Below are 15,268 nucleotides of genomic sequence, written 5' to 3' on the forward strand. Positions count from 1 at the left end.
CCGTCCAGGCGTCGGTCGGAGCGTCGGTCCGTCGTGGTTCAGACGGGTTCGGCCACCGGCGTCACATCGGCCGGGGTCTCGCCGTCGGCGGACTTGGGGGCGGCGCGCAGCGGGACCTCCTTGATGAACCAGGCCGCGAGGAAGCCGACGATGCTGATCACCGCGCCCCACAGGAACACCTGGTGCGCGCCGCTGGCCACGGCGTGGGTGTAGGCGTCCCGGACGGGCGGGGGCAGGTGCTTGATGCTCTCCGGGTCGAGCTGGGCGCTGCCGGAGGTGGCGGCCGCGGCCTTCGCGCCGCCCCGCTCGGCCATGGTGTCGTTCACCTGGTTGGTGAACAGGGCGCCGAGGATCGCGACACCGAAGGAGCCGCCCAGGGTGCGGAAGAGGGTGGCGGAGGAGCTGCCGACGCCCATGTCCTTCATCTCGACGCTGTTCTGCGCGATCAGCATGGTCGTCTGCATGAGGAAGCCCATGCCCGCGCCGAGCACCGTCATGTAGATGCCGGAGGTGGTGCGGGTGGTCTCGGTGTCCATCTGCGCCAGCAGGAACATGCCCGTGGTGATCAGGATGCCGCCGAGGATCGGGAAGATCTTGTACTTGCCGGTCGAGGTGGTGACCCGGCCCGCGATCAGCGAGACGACCATCATGCCGAGCAGCATCGGGAGCAGCAGCAGCCCGGAGTTGGTGGCGCTGGCGCCCTGGACGGTCTGCTGGAAGAGCGGCAGGAAGGTCATCGAGCCGAACATCACGAAACCGGTGAGGAAGCCGATGACCGTGACCAGCGAGAAGTTGCCGATCCGGAAGATGTGCAGCGGCAGGACGGGTTCGGCGACCCGCTTCTCGACGAACACGAACGCCACGAGCGCCACGACGCCGAGGACGCCGAGCCCGATGATCTGCGCCGAGTCCCAGGCGTACTCGTTGCCGCCCCAGGTGGTGAGGAGCACGAGCGCGGTGATGCCCACGGTCAGCAGGCCCGCGCCGGTGTAGTCGATCCGCCCCTCGTAGCGCTTCTTGGGCAGGTGCAGCACCGCGCTGATCGCGAACAGGGCGATCGCGCCGAGCGGGATGTTGATGTAGAAGATCCAGCGCCAGCCGAGGTGGTCGGTGAGGGTGCCGCCGACCAGCGGGCCACCGATCATGGCCACGGCCATCACACCGGCCATCATGCCCTGGTAGCGACCGCGCTCCCGCGGCGGCACCAGATCACCGATGATCGCCATCACGCCGACCATCAGACCGCCCGCGCCCAGGCCCTGGAGGGCCCGGAAGCCGATCAGCTGACCCATCGTCTGGGCCATGCCGGAGAGGGCGGAGCCGACGAGGAAGAGGCCGATGGAGGAGAGGAAGATGCCCTTGCGGCCGTACATGTCGCCGAGCTTGCCCCAGATGGGGGTCGAGGCGGCGGTCGCCAGGGTGTACGCGGTCACCACCCACGAGAGGTGCTCGAGCCCGCCGAGCTCACCGACGATGGTCGGCATCGCGGTGCCGACGATCATGTTGTCGAGCATCGCGAGCAGCATCGCGATCATGAGGGCCAGGATGACCACGCTGGTGCTGTGGGTCTTCGGCTCCTTGCCCTGCTTGCCCGGAGCGGGCCGGGCGGTGCCCTGTGCGGGCAGGGAAGCGGGTGGCGCTTCACCTTCTTGTTTCTTCTGGGACATGATCTCCACTCCCCCTGGTTACGACGAGCTCCGGTGACGCGCCACTTACTTGCCGCCCGGCTAGTTGAGTACAGTAGGAAAGGTAAGACGTCTACTAGCCGGGCGTCAAGTAAGTTCTGTTCGGCCTGCTCAGAGGGCTGGCCCCACCCCCACAGGAGAGCACCTTGGGCAGCACACCGCGCCGGGGCGACACCCGTCAGCGCATCCAGGACGTGGCCCTGGACCTCTTCGCCAAGCAGGGGTACGAGAAGACCTCGCTGCGCGAGATCGCCGAACAGCTCGACGTCACCAAGGCCGCGCTCTACTACCACTTCAAGACCAAGGAAGACATCGTCCTCAGCCTCTTCCGGGACCTGAGCGAGCCGCTCGACGAGCTGATCGCCTGGGGCGAGCGGCAGCCCCGCGCCCTGGAGACCAAGCAGGAGCTGCTGCGCCGCTACAGCGCGGCCCTGACCGGAGTCGAACCGCTGCTGCGCTTCATGCAGGAGAACCAGGCGACGGTGCGCGAGCTGAGCATCGGCCAGTTCTTCAAGGACCGGATGATCGCGATGTCCGGCCTCATCCGCGACCCCGACGCCGGGCTGACCGACCAGGTCCGCTGCACGACCGCGCTCTTCAGCATCCACGCGAGCCTCTTCGCGATGCAGAAGAATCGAGGGCGACCCCGAGGAGAAGCGGCAAGCCGTCCTCGAAGTCGCCCTCGATCTCCTGACCCAGGCGCACGCGCCAGCGGAACGCCTGGGCGACCGGTGACGCCCGAGGGAGACGGGGCGCCACCGGCCGGCCTTCGACCCGGTGGCCAGGCGGGTGGTCAGGCGGGTGGTCAGATCTTGACGCCGTGCTCCCGCAGGAAGGTGAGCGGCCCCACGGCGGAGCCGTAGTTCGGCGTCGTACGGACCTCGAAGTGCAGGTGGGGTCCGGTGGAGTTGCCGGTGCTGCCGGACAGCCCGATCTGCTGGCCGGTGGTCACGCTCTGGCCTATGCGCACGTCGACCCGGGAGAGGTGCGCGTACTGCGTGTACGTGTCGTTGTCGTGCTTGATCACGATGGCGTTGCCGTACGCGGGGCCGTCGCCGGCGCCGTTCGGGCCCGCCTTGACGACGACACCGGTGTGCACGGCCCGCACCGGGGTGCCGGAGGGCACCACGAAGTCCTGGCCACTGTGGTTGTGCGACCACAGGTTGCCCGCCAGGCCGAAGGCGGCGCCCAGGGTGTACTTGGCGACCGGGGTCTCCCAGACGTCGGCCTTCTTCTTGGCCTCGGCGACCTTCGCGGGGGTGCCGGCGGCCGTCGCGTCCGCGGCGAACGTCACGCCGGCGCCGAGCACGAGCGAGGCGCCCACGCCCACGGCGATCACGGCGGCGCGGGCCCGGGCGAGGGACGAATGCGAATGCGGATAACGGCGGGTGGTGGCGCGCGGGGCCATAGGGGACTACCTCCGGGGAATGCGTGAAGTCGACGCCCCTTGTTATCCCGTTCGCGCGATATGGCCAAGATGCGCCTCTACTAAGCGGATGCGTAGTTCAGGCTCGCCGAGCGCCCTTTTCGACGCGGAATTTAACTCCCTCTGACCTGCACATATGCTCAACAACCGGCCAATTCCTAATTCCCGTAGTAGGCCATGGATTCCCTGTGCCGCATATCACCTCGTCCCCGTTTCGCAGGGACTTTCGGGTGTCCGTTTCGGGACCAAAGTCCCTGCCCGCCGGTATGCTGTCCGGCCAGGAGCCACCACTACCGGGGGGAAATGGGACGTGGATCCCGCAGTCATCGGCGCGCGCCTGGCGTCCAGCGCCGTCGCACCGCTCGTCAAGAAGCTGTTCGTGCGGGAGGGGCCGGGCGCCGGGCTGGTGGACCGGCCCGTGCGTATCTCGTCCCTCGTCTCCTTCCGGGGCGAGAAGCGCACGCTGACCGACAAGGACCTGCGCAAGCTCGCCGCCGAACTGGTCGAACGTGCCATGGCGGGAGCGGGTCCGGGCGAGCGGCCGATCCCCGCCGACGAGGCCGAGCCGCTGACCGACGCGCTGGCCAAGTCGCTGCACTCACTGGGCGACCTGACCATGGACGACGTACAGGCCGTGCGGTTCGGGCACCGGGTGCTGGCCAAGGATCTCCACTACAAGGCCGACCTTCCCGACGCCCAGCTCTCGCTGAACGCGTCCCGGCTCTACCGGAACCTCCTCGACACCGCCTGCCTGCACATCCTGCACTTCTTCACCCAGCGCTCGACCTTCGTCGCCCGCACCCTGGTCGAGCAGAGCGGTCAGCTCACCGAACTGATCACCAAGATCGACATCCTGATCGAGCGGCTTCCGTCCCAGTCCGCGCAGGACGCCGCGTTCGAGCGCCGGTACGCCGACTACACGGCTCTGAAGCACGGCACGCTGACCATCGTCGGCATCGACCTCAGCCACTCCGAGGCCACCTGGCCCCTGGACGCCGCGTACCTCAGCCTGGAGGCCGTCTCCCAGGACGAGCACATTCCCGGCCTCGACGGCGCCCCGCTCACCGCCCTCCCCGCCGACCGGGCCCTCTCCGGCCACGAGCGGGTCCTGCTGCGCGGGGTCGCGGGCTCCGGCAAGACGACCCTCGTCCAGTGGCTCGCCGTCTCCGCCGCCCGGCAGGAACCGCCGCGCGGGCTGGAGCAGCTGATCGGCCGCGTCCCCTTCGTCCTCCCCCTGCGCACCATCGCCCGCCAGGACGCCCTGCCCTCCCCCGCCCGCTTCCTCGCCTCCGTCCACAACCCCCTGGACGCCGCCCAGCCCACCGGCTGGGCCGACCGCGTCCTCACCGCCGGGCGCGGACTGCTGCTGATCGACGGCATCGACGAGATCCCCGAACGCGACCGGGAGCGCACCCGCGCCTGGCTGGCCGACCTGCTCCTCGCCTACCCCGGCAACCTGTGGCTCGTCACCTCCCGCCCCTCCGCCGTCGCCGACGACTGGCTCGCCGCCCAGGACTTCAGCGAGTTCGCGCTGTCCCCCATGAACCGCGACGACATGGCCGCCTTCATCGACCGCTGGCACGACGCGGCGCGGGTGGGGTGCCGTACGGACGACGAGCGCGCGGCCCTCGCCACGTACCAGTCGGCGTTGCACACCGCCGTACGCACCAAGCAGGACCTCACTCGGCTCGCCACCAACCCCCTGATGTGCGGCCTCATCTGCGCCCTCCACCGCGCCCGCCGCGGCTACCTGCCGCCCGGCCGCAAGGCCCTGTACGACGCGGCCCTCTCCATGCTCCTCACCCGCCGCGACACCGAACGCCACGTCTACGCCCCGGGCGACATCCAGCTCGACGAGGAGCCGCAGATCCAGCTCCTCCAGCGGCTGGCCTACTACCTGATCCGCAACGGCGAGGCCGAACTCGACCGCGAGCGGGCGGAGGCCATCGTCGCCGAGGCCCTTCCGTCGGTCCCGGCCGCCCAGGCGTTGGGCGACGCCCCGCGCATCTTGAACCACCTGCTCCTGCGCAGCGGCCTCCTGCGCGAGCCTTCGGTGGGCACCGTCGAGTTCGTCCACCGCACCTTCCAGGACTACCTGGGCGCGAAGGCGGCCGTGGAGGCCTGGGACGTGGGCCTGCTGGTGAACAACGCCCACGACTCCCAGTGGGAAGACGTGTTCCGCATGTCGGTCGCCCACGCCCGCCCGCGCGAACGGGCCGAGCTGCTGGGCAAGCTGCTCGACCTGGCACGCAAGAATTCCCAGTCCTCGCTACGGCTGTTCCTCCTGGCCATGGCCTGCCTCGACCACGCACCGGACCTGGATCCGGAGATACGTGAAGAGGTCACCCGGCACGGTGCGGACTTCATCCCGCCCCTGGACGTCCAACGAGCCCGGGAAATGGCGACTGTGGGCCCTCTCGTCCTGGAACTCCTGCCGCAACCGGACGGACTCACGGACGACCAGGCGCACTGCTGCGTGGTCACCGCCTCCCGCATCGGCACGGACGCGGCCATCCCCTACCTGTCCCAATTCGCCGACCACCGGGCCCTCGCCGTGCGCTCACAGCTCGCCTCCAGCTGGGCGAAGTTCGACACCGACCGCTACTTCACCGAGGTGATTCTCCGCCTCGACCGGAAAGAGCTGTACTTCGTGGCCGAGTCCATGGAGCACCTGCGCCTGCTCCATGACACCGGCCCTCGGCCAATGCTGGTGCTGCGCGGTGACTTCACCGACGAACAGCTCAGCACGTTCCTCGACCCCAGCCACCTCACCTTGCTGCAGTTGGAGAAGAACACCGCCCTGCACGACCTCGGCTTCCTCCGGAACTACTCACGGCTGCGCCACCTCATCCTGTCGTTCAGCCCCTTGATCAGTGACCTGTCGCCCTTGGCGGACCTGGCTCTGCGGGATCTGTACCTCTTCACCGATAGGGACCGCCCTGGCTTCTCGGGCCTGGAACACCTCACCGCGCTGGAACACCTCACCATTCGCGAGAACCTGCTCCCAAAGCACCCTTTGCCCCAGCTCTCCAGACTCACCCTCGTTTCGAGCGGCTCAGTAATCGACCTGGAGCGGGTGCTCCGCGCCTTCCCGGGCCTTCGCCATCTGCACATCAAGGTCATGAATGCCGACGTCGAACCCGTCGATCTGACGCCACTGCGCGATCTGGACCACCGCCTGGAAACGGTCAGCGTCGCCGGCGCCCCCACTATCGGCGACGACCAGATCGCGAGTGTCCGGCTTACGTCCTCCGACTTCGTGTAACACCGACGCGCTCGGCCTTCAGCAGGCGCTGGTAGTCCGTGAGCAGCCGCAGCAGCGCGAAGCCGGTGCCGAGGGGGACGGCGCCGATCACCAACTGTGGCTCCTGCGGATCCGCGAGATCGGTTCGTATCTCCGGTATCCGTACGCCGTGTTCGGCGAGTTCGTCGCGGAGGATTTCGGCGACCCGCTCGGCGGGGGCGGGGCTCATGCGGCGCTCTCGGGCGGGATGTTCAGCTCGAACCAGACGGCCTTGCCCGTACCCTCGGACGGCTCGTCGATGGTCAGGCCGACGACGTCCGACAGGGCCGTGACCAGGAACAGCCCGCGCCCGTTGGTGTCATCGCTGGCCGCGCGGCGCGGCGAGGGGAGGGCCGGGCCGTCGTCGTGAACCGTCACCCGCACCCGGGCGCAATCGATCGTGGCGGCGAGCCGTACGTCCCCCTTGCCGTGCCGATGGACGTTGGTGACTAACTCCGACGTGCACATGGCCGCCGTCTCGGCGAGTTGGTCCAGGCCAGAGGCCGCGAGGACGGCGCGTACGAAGTCGCGGCACAGGCGCGGGGCCGTGGGGAGGGCGGGGGCGGTGAGGGTGTAGTGGAGCGGAAGTTCGGCGTGTACGCCCATGCGGCGCCTCCGTGGCAGTCCGTGGCTCAATACCTTGTGTGATCAAGGCAACACTCAAAGTACGGCCTAACTCAGCAATATTGCAACCACTTCCGTGAAGATGGTTGGACCGCCCCACCCGCCCGGGGCACACTGTGACCGATTCCCCTGGAGGACCGTCCGTGGCGCTGCGAACGCTCATCACCGAACGACAACGCCGACTCGGTGCTGAACTGAAGAAGTTGCGGCTCCAGGCAGGGCTGTCGATTGCCGACGGCGGCAAGCTGATCGGCATGGGCGCGCCGCACCTGAGCCACATCGAAGCGGGGCGGACGGCCATCCCTGCCGACAGGCTGCGCCAACTGGTTGACGCTTACGGGTGCAAGAATGCGCCGTACGTTGACGCGCTCGTCAGCATGGCCGAGAGCAGCGGCAAGGGCTGGTGGAGTGACTACAAGGGCCGTCTCTGGCCCTCAGCCCTGGATCTGGCCGAGCTTGAATCAGATGCGGCCGAACTCCACTCCTACGAGTCGCTGTTCATTCCCGGTCTGTTCCAGACGGAGGACTACACGGCCTCCATCTTCCGCGCGGATGACGAAGCCAACACGCCGGATCACGTCACTGCGGCTGTCTCCTTCCGAATGCAGCGGCAAGCGATTCTGCACGGAGAGCGGCCGCCCGCGATCCACGCGGTGATCCACGAGGCGGCATTGCACATGCGGTTCGGCGGGGCCAAAGTGATGCGTAAGCAGCTCCTACGGCTCATCGAACTCGCTGACCTGCCACACGTGAGCCTCCAGATTCTCCCTTTCACCGCCGAGGGCGTATCGACGCTGAGCACGCCGTTCGTCATCCTCACCTCGCACGGCCAAGCGTTGGAGACCGTACTGATGGAGACCCCCGGGCAGTCCTTGTTCCTCCACGACGAGCCCTCCATCGCCAAATACCAGCGGCAGTTCCACCGACTGGGTTCAGGCGCACTCCCACCCGTTGACGCAACGGTCGCCCCGTTCGCACACGACTCTCGGGATTCGCTCGGCCTGATCCAACACGTTCTCTACACCCTTTAGGAAGAGCGGTCATGCCCCAGCTCCACTGGCAAAAGTCCACGTACAGCGAGAACCAGGCCAACTGCGTGGAACTCGCCGCCGCCCCCGACGGCATACGCATACGTGAAAGCGACGAACCCGAAACCATGCTCCACACCCACCCAGCCACCCTCCGCGCCTTCATACGAGCCGCAAAGGCGGGCCAGCTCGACCGAAGCCTCTGAGGGACCGGAGGGAGCAGGACAAGGGAAGGGAACGTCCCCCATGACCGGCCTCAAGTGGCGCAAGTCCTCCTTCAGCGCGGACGTCCACCAAAACTGCGTGGAAGTGGCCACCGCCGCCGACGGCATACGCATGCGCGAGAGCGACGAGCCCGAGGCGGTGATCCACACCAGCCCGGCCGCGCTCCGCGCCTTCATACGGGCCGCCAAGGCGGGGTGCCTCGACCGCAGGTGAGTCGCCTCAGGTCGCGGAGCAGGGAAGGCCGATCCAGCGGTATTCCTCCATGACGTGGTAGCCGGCGCGCGTATACAAGCGCATTGCCTCCTCATTGCCGCCCCACACAGTGAACATCAGCATCGAGTCGCCGGCTGCGAGCGTTGCCTGTTCGCCGGCCGCCATCGCGGCCCGGCCGTACCCTTTGCCTCGGTGCTCCTCCTGGATGAACAGCGAGTAGCCGTAGGTGACCCCCGGAAGGTACCCGTGCTTCACCCAGCCGGTGCCGATCCGTCCGCCCGCCGCCTCGAGCACCAGGAACGTGTTGTCGGGCGTCGACAGGCCCTCGGGAATCACCTTCGCGAAGTCGCGATCGGCCTTGCGTGCGGCCTCCTCGGAACTCAGGGCTCCCGCCCGGACGATGTCGCCGATGTAGGCGGCCTTCTCGGAGGCGAGCCACTCGGGATATTCGTCTTGTGTCATCGTCCGTGCGGTGACGCCGTCGACGAGTTCCGGCGGTGAACTGACGCGCCGCATCCTGAGCTGGCCACGGACGTGGTAGCCGCCGAACAGCTCGCCGACGGGCTCAGTGAGCCGTATGTCCAGTCGGCGTGCGCCGCGCTCCGCGCACCATTCCTCGGCCCAGTCCCGGGCGGCCTGCTCGTGCCCCTGGCCGGCGTGGAGCGCATCCACGCGGAGGTCTCCGATACGGCCCGCGAGCGTGCCGTTGTCGTCAGCCACGGTCACGGCGACGTATCCGACTCGGGCCCCGGCGTCCGTGATCTCGGCGACGGTCCAGTCGCCGATGCCGACGCGTACGTCCTCGAGCCTGCGCTCCGCCGCGTCGGCACCAAGTCCGGCCGTCGTGTACGAGGCATGTAACCGCCGCTCGAAGTCCTTCTGCCATTCCGTGCTGTCACCGACGACACTGATTTCTGTCATCTGATCACATTAGCCACGTTGTCATGGACCTGAACTGGTGATGGTGGTGTCGATGTCACATTCCGGAGGGCCGTGTCGTCGTACTGCTGAGACGAACACACCATCCAGCGAGAAGGAGGAACCCGATGGGTGACTTTCAGGACACCGTGGATCGCGTCGAGATCGAGGCGCTGCGCGGTGAGTACACCGACGCGGCGATGATGCGCGACTACGACCGACTCGCTTTGCTGTTCACGCCGGACGGCGCCCTGCGAATGCCCAACATCCCCGCTGAGCTCGAAGGCCAGGAGGCCATCCGTGCCTGGGGCAGGCGGGTGCCGGACTTCGTGGACTTCCTCGTGCAGAACACCCACCCCGGCATCATCCGGCTTGACGGCGACACCGCGTCCGGCCGCGCGTATATGTCAGAGGTCGGGCGTACCCGCGACGGCCGTGGAGGGCTGAACTACGCGATCTACCACGACCGTTACCAGCGCACCGGCGACGGCTGGAAGTTCGCCGAGCGCGTCTACGAGGTCCGATACGAAGACACCTCGCCGCTGGCCGGCTCGCCGCCCCGCGCGGCTGAGGGTTCGTGACCAGCCCGCCGCGAGCGCCAGGTCGACCAGGCTCGTCGACCGGGCCGTCCGAGCCACCGGCCGATGGCCGCTGGCCGCCGACGAGACGGGAGGGGCGGGGCCGCAGGGGTGGGGTCCTGGACACCACGTGTATTTGTGGCGCCGATCGCCGGACGTTCACTTCACGCTTCCGAGCAACGGCGCCGTAAATAGACCCTCCAGGGCCCTGCCCCGGAGGCCCCTCCCCCGCACCCACCACCGAACCGACCGCGCACCCACCGCACACCCGAAAACCGGATGAGCACCGGAAGGCGCACCCACTAGCGTCCCGGCCATGACCGACGACGACTGGCTGCGGCACAACCGCGCGAACTGGGACGACCGGGTGCGGGTCCACGCCCGCAGCGACTTCTACGATCTGCCGGGGTTCCGCGGCGGCGCCTGCACCCTGCGCGGCTTCGAGCTGGACGAACTCGGGGACGTCAGCGGTAAGCGGCTCGTCCATCTCCAGTGCCATATGGGGCAGGACACGCTGTCCTGGGCGCGCCGGGGCGCGGCGAACGTCACCGGGCTGGACTTCTCCGAGGCGGCCATCCGCACCGCGCGCGGGCTGGCCGACGACCTTGGGCTCGCCGAGCGGGCACGGTTCGTCGCGGCGGACGTCTACGACGCGGCACAAGCCCTGGGCGGCGAGCGGTTCGACGTCGTGTACACCGGGCTCGGCGCGCTGTGCTGGCTGCCCGACATCCCGCGCTGGGCGGACGTCGTGGCCGGGCTGCTGAACGACGGCGGGGTGCTGTACCTCGCGGAGTTCCATCCGTTCACCGAGGTGCTGGGGGACGACGGGAAGAGCGTCGAGGTGGACTACTTCGACGATCAGGGCACGACGTGGGACGAGCCGGAGACGTACACCGACGGGCCGCCGCTCGCCCACACCGTCTCCGTACAGTGGCAGCACCCGCTGGGGGACGTGGTGACGGCCCTCGCCCGGGCGGGGCTGCGGATCGAGTTCCTGCACGAGCACGCCACCACGCTCTTCCAGCGCTATCCGGTGCTGGAGCGGACCGGCCCCGCCGAGAACCCGACCTTCCGCTTCCCCCATGGGCATCCTCGGCTGCCGCTGATGTATTCGGTGCGGGCGGCCAAGTGGTGAGGCTACGGGTCCTCACGCCCGAGGACTGGCCGCTGTGGCGGGAGGTACGGCTCGCCGCGCTGACCGACGCGCCCCACGCGTTCAAGACCACGCTCGCCGACTGGCACCGGGGCGGGGAGGAACGGTGGCGGGCGCGCCTGGAGATGCCGGGCGCGTTCCACGTCGTCGCCCTCCGGGACGGCCGGGCCGTCGGCGTGGCGGGCGGGGTGCCCGGCGAGGGCGGGGTGCGGGAGCTGCGGTCGGTGTGGGTCGGCCCCGAGGCGCGGGGCCACGGGGTCGGCGACCGGCTGATCGGGGCGGTCGAGGGGTGGGCGCGCCGTTCGGGCGGTACGACGCTGACGCTGGGCGTGTTCCCGGGCAACGACGCGGCCATCGCCCTCTACCGGCGCAACGGGTTCGTGGATCTGTCGTCCGACGGCGTGACCGGGGAGCGGCTGATGGTCAAGGCGCTTCACCGGGCTGGGGGCGGACCGTGAGGATCTGCTGCGCGTGCCCCACGGGCCCGTCGAGGTCGTGCAGGACGGTGCTGGTGATGCCCTGGCCGGTCGGGCCGAAGGCGACGCTGGTGTCCAGTCCGGTCCAGCGGCCCTCGGGCTGCCGGTGGAAGTGGAGGGTCAGGTCCACGTTGGGGAACATCCAGGCGGTGGGCGGCTGGCGGACGGCGATGCCGTTGGCGGTGTCGACCAGGGCGACGTAGGACGCGAGCGGGCTCGCGGTCTCTCCGGCGACGAGGTCCACCCCGGTGGAGATCCAGACGGTGGCGCGGCCCGGCTGCGGCGGGGCGAGCGGCCGGGTGTCCAGGGTGGCGATGTACCCGCCGGGCCAGACGGTGGACATGTCCCAGGGCGCGAGCGCGTCGGGCGGGGTGAGCCGGTCGGGGCCGCCGCCCGCGACGTCGCCGGTGTCCAGCGTGGTCAGGAGCCAGGCGCGGGCCCGGACCACCGCGCGGTCCGCTATGAGCACGGTGGCTTCGAGGAGTTCGATGGTGCGGCCGGGCCGGAGGGTCTCCACCCGGATCTCGCACTCGTCGAGGGCGAGGCGTCCGAGGATGTCGAAGCTGATGCGGCTCAGGAGCATGCCGCTGTCCGGACGCCCGGCCAGGTGGCGGTCGATGGCGTGCACGATCAGACCGCCGAGCGGACTGAAGTGCTGTTCATCGGAGGCCCACGCACCGCCGACGTGGCCGGTGGGCTTGTAGCGGTGTTCGGCGGTGCGCTCGAAGTAGCTGTCCAACGGGTCTCTCCTTGGCAGGTGTTGACGACCCCACCGTAAGGGTGAGGGAGAATCTTCCTCATGGACGACGTGGACCGGAAAATCCTTGCCGAGCTCCAGAAGGACGGGCGCCTCACCGTCACGGAACTTGCCGAGCGCGTACGCCTCAGCCTCTCGCCCTGCCACCGGCGGCTGCGCGCCCTGGAGCGCTCCGGCGCGATCAGCGGCTATCGCGCGCACCTCGACGCGCACACCCTCGGCCTCACCTTCGACGCCCTCGTCTTCATCACGATGCACGACGCGTCCCGGGACACCGTCGCCGACTTCGAGCAGGCCGTCGCGGCCATCCCCAACGTCCTCCAGGCGCAGCGGCTCTTCGGCGACCCCGACTATCTGCTGCGCGTCGTCACCCGCGACCTGCCCGCCTTTCAGGAGCTGTACGACGACCGCCTCGCCACGCTCCCCGGTGTGCAGCGGCTCAGCTCCACCCTCGTCATGAAGGACGTCGTCGTGGACCGCCCGCTGCCGCTGTGAGCCGCGACGACGGGTGCCGCGGCGGCTGGTGCCGGGGCGGCTGGTGCACGCAGGTGCGCACCTTCGTGGAGGCGATCACGGTGTCGAGCCGGTCGCGGGCCTCGGCCAGCTCGCCCATCTGACGTTCGATACGGTCGCGCTCGGCGAGCAGCAGTTCCAGCATCGCCGGGGTCGCCTCACCGGTGTCGACGCACGGCATCAGCTGCACGATGCTCCGGCTCGACAGCCCCGCCGCGTACAGCTGCTGGATCAGATGGACGCGGTCGACCGCGCTTTCGGGGTAGTGCCGCTGGCCGCTGGCGCTGCGCGCCGGGTGCAGCAGGCGCTGCTCCTCGTAGTAGCGCAGCGCCCGTACGCTCACTCCCGCCTGCGCGGCGAGTTCACCGATGCGCACTCAGGTCTCCTCCCTGCGACATTTGCCCCTGACGTCAACGTCAGGTTTTAGCTTAGCTCCGCGAAACATCATCCCGCTTCGAGGAGCATTCACGTGCCTGCCAGCAGCGCTGCCGCCGACCGCGCGGCTCAGATCCTGTCCCGCCCGTTCACCCTGGGCGGGCTCACCGTGCCGAACCGGGTCGCCATGGCGCCGATGACGCGCCAGTTCTCGCCCGGCGGTGTCCCCGGCGCCGATGTGGCGCAGTACTACGCGCGCCGGGCGGCCGGCGGGGTCGGGCTGGTCATCACCGAGGGTACGTACGTCGGCCACGACGCGGCGGGGGACAGCGACCGGGTGCCGCGCTTCCACGGGGAGGACTCGCTGGCGGGCTGGAAGAACGTGGTGGCGGAGGTGCACCAGGCCGGCGGCCGGATCATGCCGCAGCTCTGGCACGTCGGGGTGACGCGCGCCGAGGGCTCGGGCCCGGTCCCCGACGCCCCGACGGTCGGCCCGTCGGGCATCGGCCTTGATGGCAACCCCGCGGGCCGGGCCATGACCCAGGACGACCTGGACGCGGTGATCGCCGCCTTCGCCGACGCCGCGGCGGCCGCCGAGCGGACCGGCTTCGACGGCATCGAACTGCACGGCGCCCATGGCTATCTGATCGACGCGTTCCTGTGGGAGCGCACCAACCAGCGCACCGACGGCTACGGCGGCGACCCGGTCGCCCGTACCCGCTTCGCCGCCGAGATCGTGGCCGCGTGCCGCAAGGCCGTCTCCGCCGACTTCCCGATCGTCTTCCGCACCTCGCAGTGGAAGGCGACCAACTACGAGGCGAAGCTCGCCACGACCCCGCAGGAGCTGGAGGCGGTCCTCACCCCGCTCGCGGAGGCCGGGGTGGACGCCTTCCACTCCTCCACCCGCCGGTACTGGCTGCCGGAGTTCGAGGGCTCGGATCTGAACCTGGCGGGCTGGACCAAGAAGCTCACCGGCAAGGCCACCATCAGCGTCGGGTCCGTCGGCCTGGACAAGCAGTTCGACCCCTCGGCGTTCCAGGGGAGCCGGACCGGGGTGGCGGGCATCGAGCCGCTGCTGGACCGGCTGGAGCGGGACGAGTTCGACCTCATCGCGATCGGCCGCGCCCTGATCGCCGACCCGGAGTGGGTCCGTAAGGTGCTGGCCGGGGACACGGAGGTGCTCATTCCGTTCGCTGCCGACCAGCTCCAGACCCTGCACTGAGCCCCGCCGGGTCACCGTTCAGCCCAATCACAATGGCCCGCTTCCTCCCTCGCTGCGACGATTGACCCGATTGGCGCCACCTTGACGGCGTCCCGGAGCAGGCAGGGAGAGCGGGTCATGTCGAAGCGGCTGCATGTGGGCAATCTGAGTTACCAGACCACGAAGGACGACCTGGAGAAGCTGTTCGCGCCGTTCGGGGCGGTGATGGACGCGACCGTCATCACCGACCGGGACACCGGGCGCTCGCGGGGGTTCGGGTTCGTGGAAATGGCGGACATGGACGCCGAGAAGGCCATGGCCCAGCTGGATGGACAGGAGATGAACGGGCGGTGCGTCACCGTCACCGAGGCACGGGCGGTTTCGCGCGGCGGGCGGTGAACGCGGGTGAACGCGGCGAGGGGACGGTGGCCGGACGGCACGGCGGAGTCCGCGGTGTGAGCGTGCCGTTCGCCACGTATCGCCGCTAGGACTTGCGGGTGGAGCAGTGTGGCGTGGTGGTATTGGCTGATGCGATCCCCCACACGCATATCTTCACCTCGTCCCCACAAGTCTCACCGCGAGCCACACCCCGACGACTCGTACGACGCCGCGCAGCGCGACGCGGACGCCACCGCGCAGCGCGACGCCGACAGCGCCGCGCACCGCCCCGCGGACGCCACCGCGCAGCACGACGCGTACCGCGACGGGCCGGGCACCCCGTACAGCAACCCGTACGAGGAACTCGCCGAGCTGGCCGATCCGTACGACCCGGAGGACCCGCTCGGCCTCGGGCTGAAGCCGGATGACGACGAC

17 protein-coding genes and 2 pseudogenes are annotated in these 15,268 nt (G+C 69.3%); 12 read left to right on the forward strand and 7 right to left on the reverse strand.

Annotated elements, in window-relative coordinates:
- Window positions 1-38 precede the first annotated feature (38 nt).
- On the reverse strand, window positions 39-1,667 hold the full coding sequence (locus SSOG_RS20025; protein WP_078510614.1) for an MDR family MFS transporter: 1,629 nt from the start codon (window positions 1,665-1,667) through the stop codon (window positions 39-41).
- A gap of 164 nt (window positions 1,668-1,831) precedes the next feature.
- On the opposite strand from SSOG_RS20025, the pseudogene SSOG_RS20030 reads away from it, so the two are divergent.
- Window positions 1,832-2,420, forward strand: a pseudogene (locus tag SSOG_RS20030) (TetR/AcrR family transcriptional regulator).
- Window positions 2,421-2,490: 70 nt separating this feature from the next.
- On the opposite strand, the gene SSOG_RS20035 reads toward SSOG_RS20030, so the two are convergent.
- The gene (locus SSOG_RS20035) at window positions 2,491-3,093 is read right to left on the reverse strand and encodes a M23 family metallopeptidase (protein ID WP_009716071.1); all 603 of its coding nucleotides are present in this window, start codon (window positions 3,091-3,093) and stop codon (window positions 2,491-2,493) included.
- 328 nt (window positions 3,094-3,421) lie between these two features.
- Here SSOG_RS20035 and SSOG_RS20040 point away from each other — a divergent pair, with 328 nt between their 5' ends.
- Window positions 3,422-6,376, forward strand: a complete 2,955-nt coding sequence (locus SSOG_RS20040; protein ID WP_009716072.1) for an NACHT domain-containing protein — start codon at window positions 3,422-3,424, stop codon at window positions 6,374-6,376.
- Here the strand turns inward: SSOG_RS20040 and SSOG_RS20045 are convergent.
- Together SSOG_RS20045 and SSOG_RS20050 are read right to left on the reverse strand one after the other, a co-directional pair.
- Window positions 6,354-6,584 (reverse strand): hypothetical protein, encoded by a 231-nt coding sequence (locus SSOG_RS20045; RefSeq protein ID WP_009716073.1) that lies wholly within the window; start codon window positions 6,582-6,584, stop codon window positions 6,354-6,356. The genes SSOG_RS20040 and SSOG_RS20045 overlap by 23 nt on opposite strands.
- Entirely contained in the window at window positions 6,581-7,000 is a 420-nt protein-coding gene (locus SSOG_RS20050) for an ATP-binding protein (RefSeq protein ID WP_009716074.1), read from the reverse strand. Before SSOG_RS20050 ends, SSOG_RS20045 begins: the two co-directional genes overlap by 4 nt.
- A 161-nt stretch (window positions 7,001-7,161) precedes the next feature.
- Here SSOG_RS20050 and SSOG_RS20055 point away from each other — a divergent pair, with 161 nt between their 5' ends.
- Genes SSOG_RS20055 through SSOG_RS20065 form a run of 3 tightly spaced genes read left to right on the forward strand, consistent with a single transcriptional unit; the run spans window position 7,162 to window position 8,484 of the window.
- Complete coding sequence (locus SSOG_RS20055) at window positions 7,162-8,049, forward strand: helix-turn-helix domain-containing protein (RefSeq protein ID WP_039938144.1); 888 nt, start codon at window positions 7,162-7,164, stop codon at window positions 8,047-8,049.
- 11 nt (window positions 8,050-8,060) lie between these two features.
- Entirely contained in the window at window positions 8,061-8,252 is a 192-nt protein-coding gene (locus tag SSOG_RS20060) for a DUF397 domain-containing protein (protein ID WP_009716076.1), read from the forward strand.
- A gap of 40 nt (window positions 8,253-8,292) precedes the next feature.
- Window positions 8,293-8,484 (forward strand): DUF397 domain-containing protein, encoded by a 192-nt coding sequence (locus SSOG_RS20065; protein ID WP_009716077.1) that lies wholly within the window; start codon window positions 8,293-8,295, stop codon window positions 8,482-8,484.
- Between the two features lie 6 nt (window positions 8,485-8,490).
- Here SSOG_RS20065 and SSOG_RS20070 read toward each other — a convergent pair whose 3' ends face one another.
- The gene (locus SSOG_RS20070; protein WP_245606333.1) at window positions 8,491-9,210 is read right to left on the reverse strand and encodes a GNAT family N-acetyltransferase; all 720 of its coding nucleotides are present in this window, start codon (window positions 9,208-9,210) and stop codon (window positions 8,491-8,493) included.
- Between the two features lie 320 nt (window positions 9,211-9,530).
- Here SSOG_RS20070 and SSOG_RS20075 point away from each other — a divergent pair, with 320 nt between their 5' ends.
- From SSOG_RS20075 to SSOG_RS20085, 3 genes are all read left to right on the forward strand, one after another.
- Entirely contained in the window at window positions 9,531-9,983 is a 453-nt protein-coding gene (locus SSOG_RS20075; protein ID WP_009716079.1) for a nuclear transport factor 2 family protein, read from the forward strand.
- A 313-nt stretch (window positions 9,984-10,296) separates the two neighbouring features.
- Entirely contained in the window at window positions 10,297-11,115 is an 819-nt protein-coding gene (locus tag SSOG_RS20080; protein WP_009716080.1) for a class I SAM-dependent methyltransferase, read from the forward strand.
- Window positions 11,109-11,591, forward strand: coding sequence for a GNAT family N-acetyltransferase (locus SSOG_RS20085; RefSeq protein ID WP_039938145.1), 483 nt, complete (start codon window positions 11,109-11,111; stop codon window positions 11,589-11,591). The genes SSOG_RS20080 and SSOG_RS20085 overlap by 7 nt, the downstream gene beginning before the upstream one ends.
- On the opposite strand, the gene SSOG_RS20090 is transcribed toward SSOG_RS20085, so the two are convergent.
- A complete protein-coding gene (locus SSOG_RS20090; RefSeq protein ID WP_245606334.1) occupies window positions 11,557-12,348 on the reverse strand; it encodes a thioesterase family protein in 792 nt (263 codons plus the stop codon). The two genes, SSOG_RS20085 and SSOG_RS20090, sit on opposite strands and share 35 nt — an antisense overlap.
- 60 nt (window positions 12,349-12,408) lie before the next feature.
- Between SSOG_RS20090 and SSOG_RS20095 the strand changes: the two genes are divergently transcribed.
- Window positions 12,409-12,861, forward strand: a complete 453-nt coding sequence (locus SSOG_RS20095; RefSeq protein ID WP_009716083.1) for an Lrp/AsnC family transcriptional regulator — start codon at window positions 12,409-12,411, stop codon at window positions 12,859-12,861.
- Here the strand turns inward: SSOG_RS20095 and SSOG_RS20100 are convergent.
- Window positions 12,821-13,255: a MerR family transcriptional regulator gene (locus SSOG_RS20100; RefSeq protein ID WP_009716084.1), complete on the reverse strand. Its 435-nt coding sequence runs from the start codon at window positions 13,253-13,255 to the stop codon at window positions 12,821-12,823. The genes SSOG_RS20095 and SSOG_RS20100 overlap by 41 nt on opposite strands.
- A gap of 93 nt (window positions 13,256-13,348) precedes the next feature.
- Here SSOG_RS20100 and SSOG_RS20105 point away from each other — a divergent pair, with 93 nt between their 5' ends.
- The 3 genes and pseudogenes from SSOG_RS20105 to SSOG_RS53725 all read left to right on the forward strand — a co-directional run.
- Entirely contained in the window at window positions 13,349-14,476 is a 1,128-nt protein-coding gene (locus SSOG_RS20105; RefSeq protein WP_009716085.1) for an NADH:flavin oxidoreductase, read from the forward strand.
- Between the two features lie 117 nt (window positions 14,477-14,593).
- The gene (locus SSOG_RS20110) at window positions 14,594-14,854 is read left to right on the forward strand and encodes an RNA recognition motif domain-containing protein (RefSeq protein WP_009716086.1); all 261 of its coding nucleotides are present in this window, start codon (window positions 14,594-14,596) and stop codon (window positions 14,852-14,854) included.
- Between the two features lie 129 nt (window positions 14,855-14,983).
- Window positions 14,984-15,268 (forward strand): annotated as a pseudogene (locus tag SSOG_RS53725) (hypothetical protein); the annotation flags it as partial.

The sequence above is a fragment of the Streptomyces himastatinicus ATCC 53653 genome (genome assembly GCF_000158915.1).
In the GTDB taxonomy this organism is placed as follows: Bacteria; Actinomycetota; Actinomycetes; order Streptomycetales; family Streptomycetaceae; genus Streptomyces; species Streptomyces himastatinicus.